This is a genomic window from Thiomicrospira sp. (assembly GCF_014859555.1).
Classification (GTDB): domain Bacteria; phylum Pseudomonadota; class Gammaproteobacteria; order Thiomicrospirales; family Thiomicrospiraceae; genus Thiomicrospira.
The window spans coordinates 1-21152 of sequence record NZ_JACUTY010000033.1 but is presented as its reverse complement, the minus strand read 5'-3'; the positions used below and the strand labels follow the sequence as shown (position 1 = coordinate 21152).

General features: G+C 46.1%; 17 protein-coding genes and 1 tRNA gene. 5 read left to right on the top strand and 13 right to left on the bottom strand.

All coding sequences use genetic code 11. The features are described from left to right. Positions 1 to 91 precede the first annotated feature (91 nt). From ppsA to IBX48_RS06615, 7 genes are all read right to left on the bottom strand, one after another. Positions 92 to 2503 carry a phosphoenolpyruvate synthase gene (gene ppsA / locus IBX48_RS06645; RefSeq protein WP_296832095.1) on the bottom strand — a complete coding sequence of 804 codons (2412 nt, stop codon included), beginning with the start codon at positions 2501 to 2503 and terminating at the stop codon, positions 92 to 94. 57 nt (positions 2504 to 2560) lie between these two features. Further along, positions 2561 to 3775 carry a mechanosensitive ion channel domain-containing protein gene (locus IBX48_RS06640; protein ID WP_296832093.1) on the bottom strand — a complete coding sequence of 405 codons (1215 nt, stop codon included), beginning with the start codon at positions 3773 to 3775 and terminating at the stop codon, positions 2561 to 2563. Positions 3776 to 3981: 206 nt separating this feature from the next. Next, complete coding sequence (locus IBX48_RS06635) at positions 3982 to 4632, bottom strand: HDOD domain-containing protein (protein ID WP_296832091.1); 651 nt, start codon at positions 4630 to 4632, stop codon at positions 3982 to 3984. Further along, positions 4547 to 5275, bottom strand: a complete 729-nt coding sequence (locus tag IBX48_RS06630) for a hypothetical protein (RefSeq protein ID WP_296832089.1) — start codon at positions 5273 to 5275, stop codon at positions 4547 to 4549. Before IBX48_RS06630 ends, IBX48_RS06635 begins: the two co-directional genes overlap by 86 nt. A gap of 128 nt (positions 5276 to 5403) precedes the next feature. Then, positions 5404 to 8919, bottom strand: a complete 3516-nt coding sequence (locus tag IBX48_RS06625) for a UvrD-helicase domain-containing protein (protein WP_296832087.1) — start codon at positions 8917 to 8919, stop codon at positions 5404 to 5406. Then, positions 8916 to 11675 carry a PD-(D/E)XK nuclease family protein gene (locus IBX48_RS06620; RefSeq protein WP_296832085.1) on the bottom strand — a complete coding sequence of 920 codons (2760 nt, stop codon included), beginning with the start codon at positions 11673 to 11675 and terminating at the stop codon, positions 8916 to 8918. Before IBX48_RS06620 ends, IBX48_RS06625 begins: the two co-directional genes overlap by 4 nt. 37 nt (positions 11676 to 11712) lie before the next feature. After that, on the bottom strand, positions 11713 to 12435 hold the full coding sequence (locus IBX48_RS06615) for a SprT family zinc-dependent metalloprotease (RefSeq protein ID WP_296832083.1): 723 nt from the start codon (positions 12433 to 12435) through the stop codon (positions 11713 to 11715). Positions 12436 to 12609: 174 nt separating this feature from the next. Between IBX48_RS06615 and IBX48_RS06610 the strand changes: the two genes are divergently transcribed. Further along, positions 12610 to 13050, top strand: coding sequence for a PAS domain-containing protein (locus IBX48_RS06610; RefSeq protein ID WP_296832081.1), 441 nt, complete (start codon positions 12610 to 12612; stop codon positions 13048 to 13050). On the opposite strand, the gene IBX48_RS06605 is transcribed toward IBX48_RS06610, so the two are convergent. Next, positions 13047 to 13706 (bottom strand): hypothetical protein, encoded by a 660-nt coding sequence (locus IBX48_RS06605; RefSeq protein ID WP_296832079.1) that lies wholly within the window; start codon positions 13704 to 13706, stop codon positions 13047 to 13049. The two genes, IBX48_RS06610 and IBX48_RS06605, sit on opposite strands and share 4 nt — an antisense overlap. Before the next feature lie 60 nt (positions 13707 to 13766). Beyond that, complete coding sequence (locus tag IBX48_RS06600; protein ID WP_296832077.1) at positions 13767 to 14228, bottom strand: YaiI/YqxD family protein; 462 nt, start codon at positions 14226 to 14228, stop codon at positions 13767 to 13769. Between the two features lie 260 nt (positions 14229 to 14488). On the opposite strand from IBX48_RS06600, the gene IBX48_RS06595 reads away from it, so the two are divergent. After that, positions 14489 to 14761, top strand: coding sequence for an HU family DNA-binding protein (locus IBX48_RS06595; protein ID WP_296832075.1), 273 nt, complete (start codon positions 14489 to 14491; stop codon positions 14759 to 14761). 143 nt (positions 14762 to 14904) lie between these two features. On the opposite strand, the gene IBX48_RS06590 is transcribed toward IBX48_RS06595, so the two are convergent. Next, complete coding sequence (locus IBX48_RS06590; RefSeq protein WP_296832074.1) at positions 14905 to 15123, bottom strand: lipocalin family protein; 219 nt, start codon at positions 15121 to 15123, stop codon at positions 14905 to 14907. Positions 15124 to 15247: 124 nt separating this feature from the next. Here IBX48_RS06590 and IBX48_RS06585 point away from each other — a divergent pair, with 124 nt between their 5' ends. After that, a complete protein-coding gene (locus IBX48_RS06585) occupies positions 15248 to 16582 on the top strand; it encodes a Y-family DNA polymerase (protein WP_296832073.1) in 1335 nt (444 codons plus the stop codon). A gap of 293 nt (positions 16583 to 16875) precedes the next feature. After that, positions 16876 to 17316, top strand: coding sequence for a translesion error-prone DNA polymerase V autoproteolytic subunit (gene umuD / locus IBX48_RS06580; protein WP_365942349.1), 441 nt, complete (start codon positions 16876 to 16878; stop codon positions 17314 to 17316). A gap of 47 nt (positions 17317 to 17363) precedes the next feature. On the opposite strand, the gene IBX48_RS06575 is transcribed toward umuD, so the two are convergent. Continuing rightward, the gene (locus tag IBX48_RS06575; RefSeq protein ID WP_296832069.1) at positions 17364 to 18410 is read right to left on the bottom strand and encodes an NADP(H)-dependent aldo-keto reductase; all 1047 of its coding nucleotides are present in this window, start codon (positions 18408 to 18410) and stop codon (positions 17364 to 17366) included. 321 nt (positions 18411 to 18731) lie between these two features. Between IBX48_RS06575 and IBX48_RS06570 the strand changes: the two genes are divergently transcribed. Further along, positions 18732 to 18807: transfer RNA gene (locus IBX48_RS06570), tRNA-Asn, on the top strand. Between the two features lie 110 nt (positions 18808 to 18917). Here IBX48_RS06570 and IBX48_RS06565 read toward each other — a convergent pair. Both IBX48_RS06565 and IBX48_RS06560 read right to left on the bottom strand, forming a co-directional pair. Continuing rightward, entirely contained in the window at positions 18918 to 19052 is a 135-nt protein-coding gene (locus IBX48_RS06565) for a YjbQ family protein (RefSeq protein WP_296832067.1), read from the bottom strand. A 147-nt stretch (positions 19053 to 19199) separates the two neighbouring features. Continuing rightward, a partial coding sequence (locus IBX48_RS06560; RefSeq protein WP_296832065.1) for a PAS domain S-box protein occupies positions 19200 to 21152 on the bottom strand: 1953 nt, incomplete at its 5' end.

Sequence of the window (21152 nt, the reverse complement as noted above, 5' to 3'; positions counted from 1 at the left end):
CTGGTGGTTTTAAAAATATTCAGTTCAACTAACCCCACCACCAGGCCTGGTGGTGGGGTATTTTCTGAGGTTTTTGGCGCGGTTATCTGGCTTAACCCGCTGACTTAGCTTGCTCTTTTTGCAGAATCATCGGAATGGTTTTAAGCACTGAATCCGGATTTAAACTCATGGATTCGATGCCGATATCGACCAAAAACTCCGCCATTTCCGGGTAATCGGATGGCGCTTGACCACATAAACCAATATGTTTGTGATTACGTTTAGCGCCTTCTACCGCCCATTTGATCATCATTTTGACGCCATCATCTCGTTCATCATAAGAGGACGCCACCTTGGCCGAATCGCGATCTACCCCTAATACCAACTGAGTTAAATCGTTGGTGCCGATAGAAAAACCATCAAAAAACTCAGCAAACTGATCAATCAGCAGCACGTTATTTGGAATTTCGCACATCATATAAACCTGCAAACCATTTTCGCCGCGTGTCAAACCATAACGCGCCATCACTTCCATGACCTGTTCGGCTTCATTTACTCGACGACAGAACGGGATCATCACAATCACATTATCCAAGCCCATGGTTTCGCGCACACGTTTAATCGCCGCGCATTCCAACGCAAAGCTGGACTGGTAATCCGCATCAATATAACGCGCCGCACCGCGATAACCAAGCATCGGGTTTTCTTCTTTTTGCTCAAAGTATTCACCCGCTAATAATGACGCGTATTCATTCGATTTGAAATCCGACATACGCACCACAACTGGTCGCGGGTAAAAGGCCGCACCGATGGTGCCAATGCCTTCGGAGAGTTTTTCGACAAAGTAGGTTTGGCCGTTTTCATAACCTTTAATTAGGTCGGCAACCTGCTGGCGTACGCTGTCATTCGTAATACGTTTAGGGTAAAGCAAGGCTTGTGGATGTACCTTAATGCTTTCATTAATAATAAATTCCATACGTGCCAAACCCACACCCGCAACCGGCAAAAAGCTGTTTTGGAAGGCTAAATCTGGGTTACCCAAATTCAGCATCACATCGGTTTTGGGTGTCGCCAAACCCGACAAATCGGTTTCGTGAATTTTATAATCCAGCTCACCTTCATAAATATAACCGGTTTCGCCTTCGGCGCAGGACACCGTCACCAGGTCGCCAGTTTTAAGTTTTTCGGTCGCCACATCGCAACCCACCACCGCCGGAATACCGAGTTCGCGCGAGATAATCGCGGCATGACAAGTGCGCCCACCTCGGTTGGTCACAATCGCCGAGGCGATTTTCATGACTGGCTCCCAATCGGGTGTGGTGGTATCACTCACCAACACTTCACCGGCTTTAAATTCATGCAATTTATCAACCGACTCAATGACTCGCACACGACCCACGCCGATTTTGGCCCCAACGGCACGCCCTGTCACCAATGCTGTTTGATCGGAAGCGGTGAGTTGATAACTTTTTAATATTTGGCCAACCACTTGCGACGCCACGGTTTCTGGACGCGCTTGCACAATAAATAACTCGCCAGTTAAGCCGTCTTTCGCCCACTCCATGTCCATTGGTTTGTCATAGCCGGCTTGGTTGGAATAATGATCTTCAATTTTGATGGCATATTCGGCCAGTTTTATGGCTTCTTGATCACTAATACAGAAACGGTTACGGTCGGTCTTTACGGTCGGCACGTTTTTCACCGAGTCCTTGGTATTGCCGCTGGAATACACCATTTTGATTTTTTTAGAGCCTAAATGGCGTTTTAAAATTGCGCGAAAACCTTGCTTAAACGTCGGTTTATGCACAAAAAACTCATCAGGATCCACTGAGCCTTGCACCACGTTTTCACCCAAACCATATGCGCCGGTAATAAACACCGCGTCTTTAAAACCGGTTTCGGTGTCAATTGAAAACATTACGCCAGACGAAGCCAAGTCCGAACGCACCATTTGCTGTACACCGATCGATAACGCCACCGAAAAATGGTCAAAGCCTTGGTCGATTCGATAGTGAATGGCTCGATCAGTAAACAAACTCGCAAAACAACGTTTACACGAGTCCAAAATGGCGGCCTCGCCTCGGATGTTTAAATAGGTGTCTTGCTGACCGGCAAAACTCGCGGTCGGCAAGTCTTCAGCGGTCGCTGAACTGCGCACCGCCAAACTAATCTGCTCTCCGCAAAGTTCGCGTAAATCCGCATAAGCGGCCAAAATTTCTTTAGTTAAATCCGCTGGCAACTCCGCTTTATAAATTAATTGACGGACTTTGAAACCACGTTGACTCAAATCGGTTACATGGCCGGTTAAGCCGCCAATCAAGTCTTTTAATTCCGCCCAAATGCCATTGGCTTCAAGCACATAACGATAGGCCTCAGCGGTAATAGCAAAACCATTGGGAACCGGCACGCCATTTGGTACAAGGGTTTGATACATTTCCCCCAACGAGGCGTTTTTTCCGCCCACTAACGGAATATCGTCAATCCCGAGTTCGTCAAAAAAACGAATGTATTTATACTTGGCCATAGAATTCTCCCTTAAGGTTTTGTCATGGTATTGATTAACGGATAACGGACACCACGATTAACTATTTAAACCATTTGTATTTTTTCCGCTACTGATTCGCTGGAAAGCCGATAAATCGAACTCTGGTAAAATCGCGAGTAATTTATCGAAAATATCCGACTGAATTTTTTCATAGTTCAACCAGTTTTTATCCGAACTAAAACAATACACTTCAATCGGCAAACCCACTTCAGTCGGTTGCAACTGACGAGCCATCACCATTAAACGCTGATTAATATCTGGGTGATTACGTAATACCCACTCAATATAACCTCTAAACAAGGCCGAATTGGTCAAATCGGGTTGATGTATGTCAACAAACTCTTGTTCTTTAAAAAACCGTTGTAAGTTGGGTTGTGCTTTAAAGCGTTGCATTTCTGCTTCATCAACAAAACGTACCGTGTGAATGTCTAGCAAAATGGAACGTTTAATTCGTCGCCCGCCGGATTCTTGCATCGCCCGCCAGTTTTTAAATGAATCCGAAATCAGCGCATAGGTGGGCAAGGTGGTGACGGTATTGTCCCAGTTACGCACTTTGACCGTGGTTAAGGCGACTTCGATCACGTTGCCATCGGCACCATATTTAGGCATTTCAATCCAATCGCCTTTCGCCACCATACGGTTGGCGGCAATTTGAATACTGGCGACAAAACCCAAAATTGCATCACGAAATATCAATAACAAAACCGCGGTTAACGCCCCCAAACCACTTAATAAAAACGCCGGTGACGAACCGATGACAGTGCTGACCGACAAAATAGCCACCACAATAAAGGTCACCAATTTAAGCAATTGTGAAATCACTTTATAAGGCAAGTTGGACGATTCGTAACGCAATGCATAAATCGCCGTTACCAGGTTGATCAAGGCGGCAATCGTCAAGCCTATGTACACATACAAATACAACCAGGTGACTTTAGACGCAATCGATTCTAACGTCGGCCAGGTGCCAAAGAAAAAACTCACCAGCACAATCAAAAATATCGCAGGCACCAAATGCGCAATGTGGCTTGACAAGGCACGACGTTCATCCTTGGTCGCTTCTAAAGTCACGCCATCTAAATGCTCAATCGTGCGATTAATGAGCGGCTTTAAAACACGGCGTGAGATATAAAAACTTAACAGCACAAATGCCAGCATCGTGCTTAAGGTCAGAACTAACACCAGCGGCTGGTGCCAGCTTTGGTACAGATTTGCTGCATTTAGCCATTCGGCTAAATAATTGCCTAACATAGATTTCCTTTAATTTTTGGGATGCATAGGATTCAAAGCACCAGGCCTGGTGCTTTATCAACGTTTTGTATGTTCGTATAATTGACTAGCCATTCTAGGCGGTTGCACTGGATTATCAAGCGCAACTTGTGAAAGTTTTGCGAAACTTGAACTCAACTAGCGAGCACACCCAACTTTCGCAAACTTTTCGAGCCTAGAGGAGAAACTTAAAAATGGCTTAGGTAAGGCCGTTTATTACCTGATGCCATTACCGTTTTATAAGCCGAACGCACATTTTTTTCATCTACGGACAGGTGCGATAACGCATAATCTCGAGAGCTTTTGAGCTCATCACTCACATAATGTTTACCCATCGCCGAACAAGCCACATAATCACTCAACATCATTAATAACCCCATGTTGCAAATTTTGTTATGGGTTTGTTTGATTTCTGGACTTATGTAGCGTGAATGATGTAGCAAAATGCCTTTGTAAACCTCCGGTTCCATTTGCCATTTTTTAGCAATCACCACCCCAACTTCGCAGTGTGAGGTGTTAAAAGTGGTTAATTCCTGATCGTGTGCGGTATAAGGCAAAGACAAGGATTTTTTAAAGATGTGTTTATAGGATTCAGGATCAATTTTAGATAAAAATACCGCACCAATATTTTGCATCAAACCCGCTAAATAGGCTTCTGAACGACTAATGCCATCAAGGCTATCGGATAATTCAGCCGCCGCTAAACCGGCGTTCATGCCGTGCATCATAATGCTGTATTCGAGCGGGTTGTTTTCATGAAAACGTATCATAATCGCCGACACAAACAGGTCGTAAACTTGATCTATGCCTATCAGCTTTAAAATCGTACCGATTTTCATCAACTGGGCACCTCGATTTTTTGGGGTAAGCCAAACGCGCAATTTTAATAAAAATTGCCAATACTTCCGGATTTCGTTTAATTAAAACTTCAATTTTAGCCAGATTAGGATGCAAGCAACTGAGCTGTTCTCGCACCATAATAAGCTCTGGCGGCAGGTGATCCACATACACGCCTTGCAACAGTTTAATCGCCACATTTAGGCGACTTTCCAAATGCACCGACATTTTGGCTTTATCCGGTACACAGGTGTTGGTTAACAGACTATCAACATCAAACTTATCGAACACCAATTGCTCGTGAATTGGGCGTAACGCATCGTCTAAATTAACAATACGTGCGCCATAAAACATCACATCATCTCGCCGACGCACCGAACTAATCACCAGGGCCGCAATGCGATAGGTTTTGCCCTGTTGCGACAAAATTTGCACATTCGCAAACAATTTATCTTTGCGAATCGTGTCTATTTTTTCGGTGGTACTAAAAGAAACCCCTTCCAACGAAATATCATATCCACTAAACGACACGCCATTAAGTGTCACCGTGAAGGTTCGTTGAAAACGAGGGGATTTGCGTTTTTCCGTTGAATTAAAAACGGCTGGAGAGGATGAGTCAGTCAAATTTTGAGTCGTGAATGCCATCTTAGTATCTGCTTTTTATAATATTTATACAGCCTAATATCATTGGTTAATCGAGGTGCCCTATTGATAATAGGAACAATAAATTTTATACAGACTTCCTTAAGGGGTTGATTAATGAGCTTTAAGCTCTATTCACTCACTTCAACCCATTCGTTCATCTCAGTGAAATACAACACCCATTTTTGCGGACGTGTTTCGATGGCGTTAAACAATGCACCATAACGAGCAAGCTGCGGACGATACTGCTCCACCAATTCTTGCTTATACAGCTCGGGTTCGGTTGGCCGATCACGACTGGTTTTATAGTCGATTATCCAACGCACACCCTCGGCAACAAAAGTTCTGTCCACAATATGATTTTCAATCGCTTCAAACTTGGATGTCAGCGCCAACTCGGTAGCCGATTCTTCTAATTGATTGTCCAGCGCCCACTGCATTTTGGGGTGATTTAATGCATTATTCATGGAAGCTTGCACACGTTTGACGGCTTGTTCCAGGTCGGCTTCGCGCACCCCCGCTTGCGCCAACAACTGGCGATAAAGTGCGCTAGAATCGCTCACTCTTTGGAGCGACCAGGCCTGCAAGCCTTGTTTAACTACTTGCTCTAACAATGCATGCACCAAGTTGCCGACTTTACGCGCGGTTAAACCCGCCCACAATGCGGCCGCTTTGTCTTGAATTGTTTCGATTTCTAAAGTGTTCGCCTCCGGCCAGCGCTCTTGTGTTTCTAGGTTAGTACGGCCAGCGTGTTTATCAAACGACACTCGATTTTCAGCCCGCCAAGCTAAGGGATCAATGCGTGTTAAAGGTAAACGTTTTACTTTGGGAATAAAACGCTCGGAGGCATCCAACGGTTTGTCCACCAAATCCTGTTGTGCTTCCAATCGTTTGGCTTCTGGCTCAACCAACGCATTAAACGCCGGTTTCACCACGCTCCACAAAGGCATCAATAAACTATTCGCTTGCGGATCAGGCGCTTCTAAAAAACTACTGTCTTGATCAAGTTGTTTTTTCAACTGGCTCGAACTTAAATTCACCGAGCCAAATAAATGCAATTCCGATTCCGCACGTGTGGCGGCCACATACAATAAACGGGCATCTTCAAAACTTTGTTTTTGTTGCTCTACTTGACCAATCAATTGGTTAAGCGGCGAACTCGCCTCGCCTTTTTGGTCTAAAGGCGCTAACACCAAACCATCGCCTTGATCACAGGCAAACTCTAACCAACTCACCAAGGCTTTATCATCCGAGCGCGGTTTTTTGCCTAATGACGGCAAAATCACGGTATCAAACTGCAAACCTTTGGATTTATGCATGGTCATTAACTGCACTTTTTGCGCGGGTGCGGAGCTGTCGCCGCTGGCATAAAGTTTGGTCACCCATTCATCCAACTTGGTTTGGTTTAATACCTCGGCATCCCACTGTGCCAAGCCTTCAAAAAAGGCTTGCGTGTTTTCGAGTTCGACCTCTGAATCCAGCGATAACGGCCCGCCCAGCGACAACCAGGCCTGGTGCACCAAACGCGAAAAAGGCTGTGAACCTAAATGTTGCAAGGTTTTTTCTAACACCAACCAGGCCTGGTGCAAACGTGTTTGCCCGGCTTCCGTTAGACTTAACCAGGCCTGGTGGTCACTGAGAAGCTGAGTTAACGGTGCGTAAAGTTTGGTTTTGTCTTCACCACATAAGGCATATAAATCGGCCAAATCCAGCCCGATAAAAGGTGTGCGCAACAAAGCCAACCAAGCCCCACGATCACTCGCATGCAATAAGGCACGACTTAACGCCAGCAAATCTTGAATTTCTTGGCGTTCATTTAAGGCTTCAAGTTCTACCGCACGAAACGCGATATTCTGCTGCTTTAAACCCAGTGCCAAACGCGCCAAATGTGAACGCGAACGCCCTAATACGGCGATGTTTTTGGGCTGGTCATCGGCGCCAAACTCCACCAACTTTTGCTGAATCAAACTGACGATCTGATCAACTTCGTCTTGCGGGGTTTGATTTAAAGCCCAGTGACTAAACACCGCGGTTTTTGATTGATCATTCGCCTCGGCTTTAGGCGAAGCTTTGGCGTGTTCGTATTTAACCGCGCCCAATACCAATTGGTTTTGCTTGGGAAACACCTGTTTAAACGTGTCGTTAAACCAGCGCACCAAACTTGCGTTGGAGCGAAAGTTAATCGTCAGGTTGAGCGGGGTCAAATCAACCGGCAAAGCCTCACCCTGCCAAGCTTGCAAAAAGTTGCCCACTTCGGCTTCACGAAACCGATAAATCGACTGCATGGGGTCGCCCACAATAAACAAGGTACGGCCATCATCAACTTGCCAGCCGCGCAATAATTTCTTTAATAAATCAAACTGCGCCACGCTGGTATCTTGAAACTCATCAATTAATAAATGCTGAAGTTGATAGTCCAACTGTAAAGCCAAATCGGTCGGACTGTCTTCGTCACCTAGGGCCTGCGCCGCGGCTTGAGCAATTTCAATAAAGTCGGCCTGGCCGGCGGTTTTAAACGCCAAAGTTAAATGTGCGACCGCATGTTTTAGCAAGGTAATCACATGCTCCAACGCCTGCCACTGATTGTCGGAATAATAAGGATCTGGCAAACGCCCTAAGTTGACGAGTGCCTGAATCGATTCGTGATTTAAACTCGCGCTTAAATCCGCCAACACACCGAGCATTTGTTGTTTTTTGGCTTTGTCGCTGGTCGGAAAACCATTCGCTACCGTCACGGTTTTACGTAAATCAGGCTTTTGCGTCAAAACAAAACTGGCCAGTTCACGCCAAGCGCCAATGTCCGACAAATCAGCGCTTAACGGCCAATTGGCTTTGGCTAATTGGCTTAATTCAAGTTCGGGTTTATTCGATAAGGCAAACGCCGCCAAATCAGGCAGTAATGCGCCTTTTTCTAATAAGGCCCCAAGCTTCATGCTGGCTTGCGCTAACTCGGCTTGCACCAGCTGTGCCAGTGCGTCTTGCATACTATCGCGGCCACCCGCGCTTAAAATTAAACGCATCCACTGATCACGTTTTTTTAACATGCTGACCAACAGGTTTTCGGCGCGCGCATAACGCCCGTTCACCAAACTCAGCAAGGCCGCGGTTTCTTGCTGTACCGCGTCAGATCGCAAGACCGCGCGCGCGGCTTCGATATACAGCGCATCATTGTTTTCGTTTAAACGCGGTTGGGTACCCAACTTAGATAAAAACGGCATTTGCTGCACTAAATAACCATTCATTGAGTCCAAGGTACGAATTCTTAAACGATTTGGGTTATCCAACAAACGCCAGCCCTGCTGCTGATCACGTTCCAACACCATGCGCGCGAGTTGCCAGGTGTTAAAATCATAGGCTTCTTCAGTTGGGCTTTGCGTGAGTAAACCCAGCTTTAATGCGCCCAATACACGTTCGCGCATTTCGGCGGCGGCCTTTTTGGTAAAGGTCATCGCCACCACTTGTTCGGGGGATTCAACACGGGTTAAGAGCGATAAAAAACGTTGAGTTAACAAGGCGGTTTTTCCCGATCCGGCCGGGGCCTGCACAATAAACGAACGGGTCGGGTCAATCGCTTCTAAACGCTGTTCGCCATCGTTTAATTGCGCATCCAGCTTTAAATTTGGATTCCATAGGTTATGAATATTCATGCGCTGGCCTCCTGCGAATCGGCATCCACATCAAATTCAAAAACGCCGATTTGAGTTTGCACTTCGGGCTTGCGTAACGCCAATAAACTTGGCGAATAGACTAAATCCGTGTCTTTTTCGTACCACATAGGTGCAAACCCGCGTTTAACGTCTTGCGCCAACTGGGTCACTTGATCTTGTAAGAAATTCAAAAAGTCCGGCCAGCTGACATCCTGCCAATCGCCTTTTTGCGAAATTCGACTCCAAGCGCGTTCGCCTTTGCCGATTAAATCCGTGTCTTCGCTAATCACACTCCAGCGCACCCCTTTATCGGAACTTAATAAACCATAACCCAAACCGGCCACCTCAGCCTGTTGCAAGCCGGCTACCGCGAGCAGATAAACCGCCAGCTGCGGCGCACGAATCGGTTCTTTGAGTAAATCATTCAAACTGGCGTGGCCGGTTTTATAGTCTATTAATACCTGACCAATGTCGGTCTCATCAATGCGGTCAATTGAAATGCGGAATTTAATCTGGGCAATTTCCAGCTCCAAGCCCAACTCGGTTTCAACCACTTTAAAGGAGGTTGGGCGCGCTTTTTCCAACGCCATCCATTCTTGCAACACGCCCAACATGCGGGCTTTTTCGAGTGCGACATAACTGGGTGCAAAGCGTTTTTCCAGCGGTTCAAATTCAGCCTCTAACAAGCTTTGTAACCGTTGCGTTAAGGCCGCCTCGTCCATCGCAAGCAACGCCACCTGAGTTTCGGTTTGTTGCCAAAAATGCTCTAACACCGAATGCATAATCGAACCTTGGTCGGTGCTTGCCAAACCGTCTTCGACCGATTGCAAACCATATTTGGCGCCTAAACGATAATCCATAAACGCCATCAGTGGGCATTTCATTTGCGCACTTAACATGCCCGAACCACCTGGAACCAATACGCCATTGGCGACTTCCGGTGCTTGATAATCCTCTTGCATGTCACAAGCTGGCCTTAAGCACCAGGCCTGGTGGGCGGTGGAATGTACATTTAAAGCCGGATAACTCGGCCAACGTTCGAGTTCAATTAACGGGCTGGGCATCGACACCGCTTCGCCTTTTTGTTTGGCAAAACTCATCACCACCTGCTGGGCACTGTCGCTTAAACGTGCGGTTAAACGCCGTGCGTATTCGAGCTCGCGCGCCGCATCACAACGCGGCAATTGGTTTTGACGTTGCCACCGTAAAGGTAAAAAAGCATTCGGCTGCGCTGGGCGTGGCCAGGCTTCGTCATCCAAGCCCATTACCCATAAGGCATCAAATTCCTGGCCGCCGGCTTCCAGCATACCCATTACTTGAATGGGTTGAATCCAAGTGCTTTGAGCTTGATGCAAAGTTTGACTACAAAAACGCTGCCACAAACCTAACCATTCCGACATGCTGAGTTGGCCTTGCAAACCTTGCAACCCAGCAAATTGCGCGAGGCTGTCGCTGAATTTTTCGTGTTGTTGAAATAACGCCGAACTCAAACTGGTTTGGCGAAATGAGCCCAAGGTATCCAAACAAGCCTGCACCTGATCAACAAACTGGCTTAAGTGGCCGCTCGACTTAAGTTTAAGCGCGCTTAACGCCTGCAAAAACGCCTGTAGATTTTTTGGCCAACGCAAGCTGTCGGACTCATTTTGATTAACCAACTCCGGCCACTTAATCCAAGCCCATTGCAAACGTCGTAAATTGCGATCTAACGCATGGCGTTCGCTGATATCCCCCACGCAAAAAGGCGAAATCAGCCATTGGCTAAACGCTTCAAACGCAACCGATTTATGTGGATTAAACGCCAGGTTTAGGGTTTGTTGAATAAACTGGATATAAGGTAACCGGCTTAACGCGGTGCCTAACGAAAAGTTATAAAGTCGATCGGTCGAATGTTCGGCCAAAATCGGATGTGTTTCAACCTGTTGAAACAACTGATCATCCAACCAGTAACTCAACGGCGCTTTGACCTCTTCTAAATTCGGCGCCACCACACCGATGCGAATTTGATCTAAGGGTTTAGATTGCTGCAAAGCTTGGGTGAGTTGCTGCACACAAAAAGCCGCGACTTGTTGGGCTTCATCACGTGGATCGGCGGCACTATAGATTGCGAGCTGACGGCTTGGTGCTGCAAACAAGTCCGCTTGCGCTGCGGCTTGATCTTCAGTGGACACAACCGCTTGATTAATTAAGTTTGATAACGCACCGCGCGCTTCGCAAGCCGACCACCAGGCCTGCATAAACGGCGTTAATTCGTCAAAACCATGCCAATCAATTTGGCTGGGACATTCGCCTAGCCCCTGTTCAAACCAAGCCAAACGTTGCTGCATTAATAGAGGTTCATCCAACCAATTGTGTGCCGACAACCAGGCCTGGTAGTCGTCGCGGCAAACACTAAATAATTGCCATTCTTGGCTTTTATCCATCTCCAACTCAGCGGATTCCTGGCGTGCGCCATATTCCACCCACAAGCACCAGGCCTGGTAGAGCTGTTTGGCGGTATCGGCCAAGTTAAGTAAAGGTGTGGGCGAGTGTTTGTCTAACAATAACGACCATTGATGTGTCGCTTCAAATGCGCTAATCACGCGAGTATAAGGCCAACTCAGCTCACCACTTAATAAGGCTTGATCTTGCCAGTGCGCCCACCATTGCGGCCAAGTCATCACCAAAGGCGTGGCAATTACCGGCGCATGCACTTGGCGTGCAAAACTCACTTTTAGGTGCGCACTTAAACGCGAATTGGCACTGAGATGCAAAATCATAAAAATCCTTGTGGCTATTTAAGCGGGTTAACGCGATTTAAAGCTGGTGAATATATTGATGACCATGTTGCTTTAACCAAGCTTTGGCCTGCGGTGTGTCGGGGTAAAACCGATTCACCAACTGCCAAAAAGCCGGCGAATGATTCATATATTTAAGGTGACACAATTCGTGCACCACCACATAATCCACCACCCAACTGGGTAAACAAATCAATTTCCAATTATATTGAATTCGACGCCGCGCATCGCAACTGCCCCAACGCGCGCGATAGGTTTTAATTTGGATTTCGCTGGGCGCTTCGCCCAAGGCTTGTGCAAAAAACTGAGTGCGTTCGGCTAGGTGTTGGTAAGCATATTCGCACCACCAGGCCTGCAGGTGTTTATGGCGATCTTGAGTTTTGTCGGGCTGAGGTAACTGACACATTAATTGTTGATCCGTCAACTCAATTTGATGTTGGCCAGCTCGAAAACTCAATTGAATTTCATCACCTAATAACGGCCAAAATGCACCTTCTTCCACCGTGCGTTTAATTATAGGCTGCGCCACTGGATGGCTGCGTAATGCGTCTAACCACCAGGCCTGGTGCTTGGTTGCAAATTGCTTAAGCTGAGAGATAGCCACATTATTTGGCGCCAAAAGCTCCACCTTTCCGGCACGCACACGCAAAGATAAACGCCGACGACGCGGGTGGCGTTTAATCGCTAAATCGTGACCGGCAATGCTTAAAGTGGGCGCGGATAATGGGCTGGATTTTGGCATATTTTCTCATAAAAAGTTTGAGTTGATTGGCCGAAGAATACCATAAAACCTCATAACCAAAACAGTCCTCAAAAGTCCAAGTGTTTGCAAATTGCCTACTTTATTGAATGTTAACCTTATGAGTAGCTCAAATACTTCACCAAATCGGTGTTCACAGATCAAAAAGGGGATTTTATGTCTCTCAGCCTCATCAATCTCATCGGGCTTTTGCTGATATTGGGATTGGGTGCATTAGTTTGGATCAATCATCGAACTTTACGGCGTTACCAAACCCAGCTCACCACCTTGTTTCGTCATGCGCCAATTGCGATCATTGTGGTCGACGATCAGTCACGCATTGTGGAATGGAACAATCAAGCCCAGCAAATTTTTAAATGGCCTGAGCAAGAAGTGCTCGGTAAAAACGTAATTGAATTGCTCGTTAAACTGGACGATCACGAGAGTATTAAACGTATTTTAGATAGTGTATTAAGTCAACAAACCGCGGTTCGCTCCGAAAACCTTAATCAAACCAAGTTTGGCCAAACTGTATTATGCGAATGGTTAAACGCGCCTTACACTGATCAACACGGCGCACGTCAAGTTATTTGCATGGCGTGCGCGATTGAAAACTAACGCGAAGGCCTTGTCTCGTAACGTCTTTTAGGCTCAGGCAACACCAAATCACAGCGCATGGTGCCGCGTACAAAGTCTTTTGAACTGATGTTTTGGCTGATACCACGGTCAAACTGACGGGTGGTTGCGACTAGGCTCGCGCATTGGTTGGATGAAGGCAAGGAATGAGCGTGCAAACACATATTGACACGCTGGCCGTCAAAACTCGCGTAACCATTGCGCGAATAACGCGTGCGGCCATCACGCAAATGTCGCACATCAATACTTTTAGTCTCACCCACGACTAAATCCACCGCCACCGTCTCAATGCTGCGCCACTGGCTGCTCAGCCGCGCCTCTGCATTGGTTAGTACACATTGCACGCGTTCGCCGTATTGCGGATTGGCGCGGCGTTCATCCACGATGGCCTGTTGACGTGCTTCTTGCTCAGCTCGAATACGGGCTTTTTCGGCACGTTCGGCGGCACGGGCTTTATCTAGCTTAGCCTGTTGTTCACGTGCTTGCATACGCAGTTCTGGGCTTAAAGTTTGCCATTCTTCATCACTAATGCCCATCGGGTGATAAGGCCCACACGCCATCAAACCCAAGCTTAACACCAGTAAAGTCATATAACGCAAACCTTGCAACAGGCCACGGCGGTTTGAGTTTTTAAGCATGAGTCACTCCTTCTTATATGTTTTTAGTTCAGTATCCTATTGGTTGCCAATTAACCAGCCTTAACCAGTTTGGGTTTTTAAGTATTTCGCTAGAATTCGATCCAATTGATTCGCAAATGCCTGACGATCCGCCTGACAAATCGCCGCCGGGCCACCGGTTTGCACCCCACTTGAGCGCAGCGATTCCATAAAGTCGCGCATATTTAGTCGAGCCCGAATATTTTCAGTGGTATAAAGTTGGCCACGCGGGTTTAAGGCCTGGCCCTGCGCTTCGATTACCTCCGCCGCGAGCGGAATATCCGCCGTCACAACTAGATCACCCGGCTTTAGGCGTTTAACAATTTCATTATCGGCCACATCAAAACCACTGCCGACTTGCAAAAAATCAACAAAACGTGAAGGCGGAATGCGCATCGCATGATTCGCCACCAAGGTGGTTTGCACTTGCGTGCGCAACGCCGCTTTAAACAGGATTTCTTTAATCACAACCGGACAAGCATCCGCATCAACCCAAATTTTCATATCACAGCTTTATTTAACCTTTAAGTGTTTGATCCGAATTGTAACGTTTTTGAGCCTCCACCACTAGGCAAAACCGGCTAGTTTAATACGCACTTTTAGTCTAATTCGCCCCAAATATGCTCAAAATCAATCCGAAACCTTATAAATAGCGGGTTTTAGTTAATTTTCGCTGTTCAAACGCCGATTTTCTGCTAAAGTTTGAGATTCAAAGAATTGCTTTACATTTTTTTACACAATTATCCAACGAATGGAGATGCAGCATGTCTAAAGAAGCCCTAGTAGAACAAATCGTACAAAACACTGGTATGACCAAAAAAGACGCCACGGCAGCGGTAAGTGCTGTAACTCAAGGCGTGACCGACCTAATGGTTAAAGGTCAAGAAGTCAGCCTAATCGGTTTTGGTAAGTTCAGTGTTAAAGATGTACCGGCTCGTACTGGCCGCAACCCATCAACTGGTGCCACCATTCAGATTTCTGCAAGAAAGCAAGCTAAGTTCACACCTGGTAAAGGTTTGAAAGACGCGGTTAACTAAAACCCGTTCTAAATGCTTTTCTGCAACGGATGCACAGATTGCAGGAACTTGGAGCCAAATTGCTCTGAGTTAATAAAAAACCGGCTAAGCCGGTTTTTTATGTCTGACTTTCGAGTGGACACCTCGTTTAACAGCAGGGCACCTCAATTAACCCCGCCATCTTCTCGCATCGAATAATGTGCACTAACCTGAATTAAACCACGCTCAAATGAATGATCTAAACGTGCGATTTCGTGCCATTCACCTAAATATTTATCGAGTTCAAACGCAGTAACGGGTTTAACCTTGTCTCGCACACTTGTGCAACCAGTTAACAACAACACGCCAGCAAATAACCAACTGATTCCAAATCTTATATCCATATCAGCCTCACTTAAGTTTTTTGAAAATCCCACTACAGGCCACTTGATTAACGTAACAAATAGATTATGATAGACCACTTTGTTAGCCAACTTGCATCTTAACCCACAGCCGAGCCTTAATATTATGCCCCTATTCGCCCTAGTGGATGCCAACAGTTTTTATGCGTCCTGCGAAATTGCTTTTCAACCCGCGCTCGAAAATCGGCCCGTGGTGGTTCTATCTAACAATGACGGTTGTATTGTCGCAGCGAATAAAATCGCCAAAGACTTAGCCAAGCAACAAAATGTTAATTATGGCTCAGGTGGCTACCGCGCCGCCAAACCCACCAGCATGATGTTTCAGCCCTACTTTAAAGTAAAAGGCTTTTTAGCGCACCATAACACCGCCGTTTTCAGCTCTAACTATGAACTTTACGGCGATATGAGCACCCGTATGCACCGCTTAATTTCCGAGTTTGGTTCGGCACAAGAAATCTACTCGATAGATGAATCGTTTCTGGATGTATCCGGCATGACGCAGTGGGATTTAACCGCCTACGGCCAACAAATCAAACAACGTGTTAAACAAGGCTTGGGTTTACCGGTCGCCATCGGTATCGCGCCGACAAAAACCCTAGCTAAACTCGCCAATCATTTAGCCAAAAAAATTAGCGGTTACGATGGTGTATTGGATTTAAGCGCGTTATCCGAAGCCAGTATCAACCTTTTACTTAAAAACCTATCAGTGGGGGACGTTTGGGGCATTGGTAAACAGCTTACCGCCCAACTCGAAGCCGGTGGCATTCATACCGCATTAGACCTAAAACTCGCCAGCCCAACCTTATTAAAACGTCGCTCCAGCATTATCGAACGCATTATTATGGAACTCAATGGTATCGCCTGTATTCAGCTACAAGAAGTGGCACCGGATAAACAACAAATTCTATCCTCTCGTTCCTTCGGTCGTCCGGTGAGTGATTATCAAGATATGGAGCAAGCGGTCGCCAGTTACACCGCGCGCGCGGCTGAAAAGCTGCGCGGCCAGCATTCAGTCTGCCAGACCATCAGCGTTTACATTCGAACCGACCCGTTTAAACTTCCCGTTTACACCAATCATCAAACGCTTGGGTTAGTGTATCCGAGCGATAATACCTCACTCTTAATTCAAATGGCCAAGCGTGCTTTAAAACGCATTTGGCAACCAGGCCTGGTGTATCAAAAAACTGGCATAACCTTATCCGAAATCAGCCCAAAAGGCGCGTTGCAACTGGATGTATTTGCGCCCGACCCTAAGTATTCGGCCAATCCTAAAGCGGATAACCTGATGCAGGTTTTAGATGAAGTGAATCGCAAAATGGGAAAAGGTAAACTACATTTGGCGGCGGAAGGGCTAACAAACAAGAAAGATTGGCGTATGCGGCGCGATTACTGTTCAGCGCGCTACACCACGCGCTGGGATGAATTATTGACGGTGCGTTAGGCTTGCTTAATTTTATTCCGCCAAATGGAAATAATAAGTAAAATCCTGCAGCCCAAATAATGGCTTTAAAGAATTTAATGTACAATATGTATGTGTATCAATAATCAAGAAGGGGTTTAGTGATGTCAAACACACCCAAAACTCACGGCGGTAAACGCCCTGGAGCGGGGCGCAAAAAAGGTTCGGGGCTTTATAACGAACCCACGAAAGTGGTGCGTTTGCCGGAATCGCAAGTTCCGGTGATAAAAGAATGGTTAAAAGCCCGCGTAAAATCGCCAGCAGATGCGCCTGAGTTGCCATTGCCTAAAGCCAACAACGCGCAAACCTTACGGCCAGATGCATCAAGCCATGTCGATTTACCGCTGTTTTCACATAAAGTCGTGGCCGGATTCCCATCGCCGGCAGATGACAATATTGAAGCGCGCTTGGATTTAAATGAACACTATATTCGCAACCCTGAAACCACCTTTTTGGTTAGAGTACAGGGCGACTCGATGAAAAAAAGCGGCATTCACCACGGCGATATTCTCGTGGTGGATCGCAGTATTAATCCGGTCGATGGCAAAATTGTAATCGCCGCGATTGATTCGGAACTGACGGTAAAACGTCTATCGGTGAAATCAACTGGCACTTGGCTCGTGCCCGAAAACGACGATTACACACCGATTCCGGTCAAAGAAGAATCCAACCTCGTCATTTGGGGCGTGGTGACGACCGTCATGCATTCGTTTTAAATTTTGATGCATCAAGCCCACAAGATGGGCTGGATGCGTTAACCCAGTTAAGGGCTAGGATAGGTATAACGTTGATGAATGACTTCAATTTCGGCTAACACTTCGGCACTCAAATCCAAATCAATCGAAGCAATATTGTCTTTTAACTGCGTCATATTGGTGGCACCAATAATAGTCGCGGTTAAAAACGGACGACTATTCACATAACTTAACGCCATTTGCGCTGGGTCTAGTGCATGACGTTGCGCGAGTTCAACATAAGCTTGACTGGCGGCCTGGGCTTGATCATTTAAATAGCGATCGAAACGTGGAAACAAAGTAATACGCGCGCCTTCAGGTCGAGCATTATTTAAATATTTGCCCGCCAAACACCCAAATGCCAAAGGCGAATAAGCCAGCAAGCCTACCTGCTCTTGATACGCTACTTCAGCCAAACCCACTTCGTAACTGCGATTTAACAAGTTATAGGGGTTTTGCACGCTAACCATTTTTTCTAACCCCAGTTGCTCGGCCAGTTGCAAAAACTTCATCGTGCCCCAAGCGGTTTCGTTAGACAAGCCAATGCTGCGAATTTTACCGGCTTCCACTTGTTTACTTAAGGCTTCTAAGGTCTCCGCCATTGGCGTTAAATCATTTGGCTGGCTTGATGGATATTCGAACCCCAACTGACCAAAAAAATTGGTGGAACGCTCCGGCCAATGCAGCTGATACAAATCAACATAATCGGTTTGTAGACGCCGCAATGAAGCGTCCAATGCTTGTGGCACCATAAGTGCATTAAAACGCGTTTTCCCGCCACGAATATGTTCAACAAACTCACCGGGACCGGCCATTTTTGAAGCTAATACCACCTCATTACGCCGACCATTTTTAGTAAACCATTCACCCATAATTTTTTCGGTTGCGCCATAGGTTTGCGCTTTTGGTGGCACCGAATACAGCTCGGCGGCATCCCAGAAATTTACGCCCTGATCTAACGCATAATCCATCTGTTCAAAGGCTTGGGCTTGCGTGTTCTGCTCACCCCAAGTCATAGTGCCCAAACCAATTCGACTGACTTTAATATTAGATTGACCTAATGTTGAATACTGCATAACTCTCCTCTTTAACGAATGGGCGCCTCGATTAACCCCAACTTGAATTCTGCGGGACTCTTAAAGGCCGCAGGCCATATAAGTCAGGCCCGAAAAGGCTTAGCCAAGCTTTAGTTTTTTAGTCAACACGATGTCCTCTCAAAAGATAGCAGCTCATAAGTTTTAAAAAGCGCGTTTATGAAAAATTCATAAAAATCAGCACGCTTTAGGTTTATTTATAAATGCTAGTGAGAGTGATGCAATTATTTTCAAAAAAACTATTGCAAAGCCTTTAGGAGGCTTTATAATACGCCCCATCAAACGACAAGTTTGAACTACCATTCCCGATTAGTTCAGTTGGTAGAACACCGGACTGTTAATCCGTATGTCGCTGGTTCGAGTCCAGCATCGGGAGCCAGATTTAAAGCCAGATTTTTCAATAACTTAGCGTTAATTGAAGTCTGGCTTTTTTAATGCCCGATTTTCGCCCATGTAGTGAAAATTGTCGCGACCCCTTTTAGATTATCACTATTCGCCTTTTATTGTTATCACCAGTTGACGTTGAAAACGTCCGGTTCGGTGTTCGTATAAAAACAATCCCGGCCATCTGCCTAAGTTTAACTGGGCGTTTGTTACAGGTATGGTGTGGCTGGTATCGGTCATGATGGTGCAGATATGTCCGCTATATCATCACCGCCTTTATAATTATGGGCACCTCAATTAATTTTTGCCGTGATATTTTGGGTGCGGCCTTTTAAAGGCTTGAGCGCCAAACCACCAGGCCTGGTGGCTGACGTGAAAACCTTTAAATTAGTCGGTAGCCAGGGGAATATCTATCCAAAAGGTGGAGCCGCTCGAGCCGGGCTGAGTTGAGGACTGCACGCCTATTTCGCCCCCCATATGCTCGATCAGGGTTTTACTGATAGACAAGCCAATACCCGAACCTTCAGTTGCACTGCCCTCCTGACCCAAACGCTCAAATGGGGTAAAGAGTTTTTGTATTTTCTCGTCCGAAATGCCTAAACCTGTGTCGATCAACTTTAGGCGCACAAACTTGGCGTGCGGCTGGGCTTGCAGCCTCAACTTACCGTCTTCGACATTGTATTTAACACCATTTGACATCAAGTTTAAAATAACTTGCTTAAGGCGTAAACGGTCCGCTTTTACTTTAAATTCATCGGCTAGATCAAGGATTAATTCGACCTTTTTTTGCATGGCTTGCGGCTTTAACAAATTTAAACATTCATTCAGGGTTTTATTTAACGAAACAGCTTCTAAGTTTAGCTCTAAATGACCCGATTCGATGCTGGCAAAATCCAAGATTTGGTTTATTAAATCCAGCAGATGTTTACCGGCTTGAATAATTTCATTCAGACTGTCTTTTTGCAAATCATTGAGGTGTTGGTCTTGTTGCAAAACCTGCGCAAAACCCAAAATAGAATTCAGCGGTGTGCGCAGTTCGTGGCTCATACTGGATAAAAACTCAGTTTTAGCTTGGCTGGCGTGTTCGGCCTTTTCAATCGCTTCGCGTAAGCGTGACTGTTGTAACAGCAAGTCTTGTTCGGCTTGTTTGAGCTCGGTTACATCTTGAACCGTGCCTATCAGATAAAGCGGTTCGCCTTGTTGATCCATTTGTATTTCGGCTAGTTCATGAACAATTCGTACCTCTCCGTTGGTTCGAATAATACGATGGACTACATCATGCACCCCGGTTTGACGCATATTTTCGTGACTTTTTTCAATCAAAACACGATCATCCGGGTGTACCGCTTGCATAAACAAGTCAACACTCGGCACTATCTCAGGATTGATTCCAAAAATATCGTAAATTACCCCAGACCACTTTAACTCACCCGTTTGTAAATTAGTTCGCCAGTGACCTAGACGTGCACGTTTTTGAGCCTGCTTTAACTGGTGACGACGTTCGTGCAACTCAAGTTCGGCGCGTTTTTTGGCATCAATATCAATCACCACCCCCAGCATGCGTAAGGGTTGACCTTGCTCGTCATAAACCACATCGCCGCGTTCTTGCACCCAACATTCTTGACCATCCGCACGCACAATCCGGTGCTCAATATCATAAGTTTTGCGTTGCTCAACACACTGAGAAACAGCCTCAGCCACTTTATCTCGATCATCAACATGTATACATTGATTAAACTCATCAATCGTGAGTTGCATGTTCTCTGGTACCAAGCCAAAAATATCCGCCACGCCATTAGACCAAAACAGACTATCAGTTTGCATATCCCATTCCCACGAACCAATATGTGCAAACTCTTGACTGCGATGCAAGCGTTCTAATAAATTACCTAATTGGCTTTCGTAAGTTTTGCGTTCAGACACATCACGCATAATCAAAATAATTTGTGGCTCGCCATCAATTTCAACTTGGCTTAAGCTGAGTTCCAAAGGAAACTCTTCACCACTTGCTCGAAGTCCTATTCGTTCTTCGCGAATACAACCGTTTTGATTAAGCTGTAACGGCCATTCTGGATCGCTTGCAAAGTTAAGAGGATTAAAAAAAGGTTGAGCTAAAAGTTGATCGACACTTTGGCCAATTAATTGATCAACTGCGTAACCAAATAGGTTTTCGGTAGCGGGGTTAGCGCCCACAATCGAACCATCCGGCTTAATTGACACAATTGCATCCATTTCAGTTTGCAAAATCGCGTCTAAGCGTCTTTGGCGTTTTTCGGCGAGTTTGGCTTGGCGTAAAATATTTGTGAGCGCGAGTTTGTCTTCGACCATTTTGGCCATATC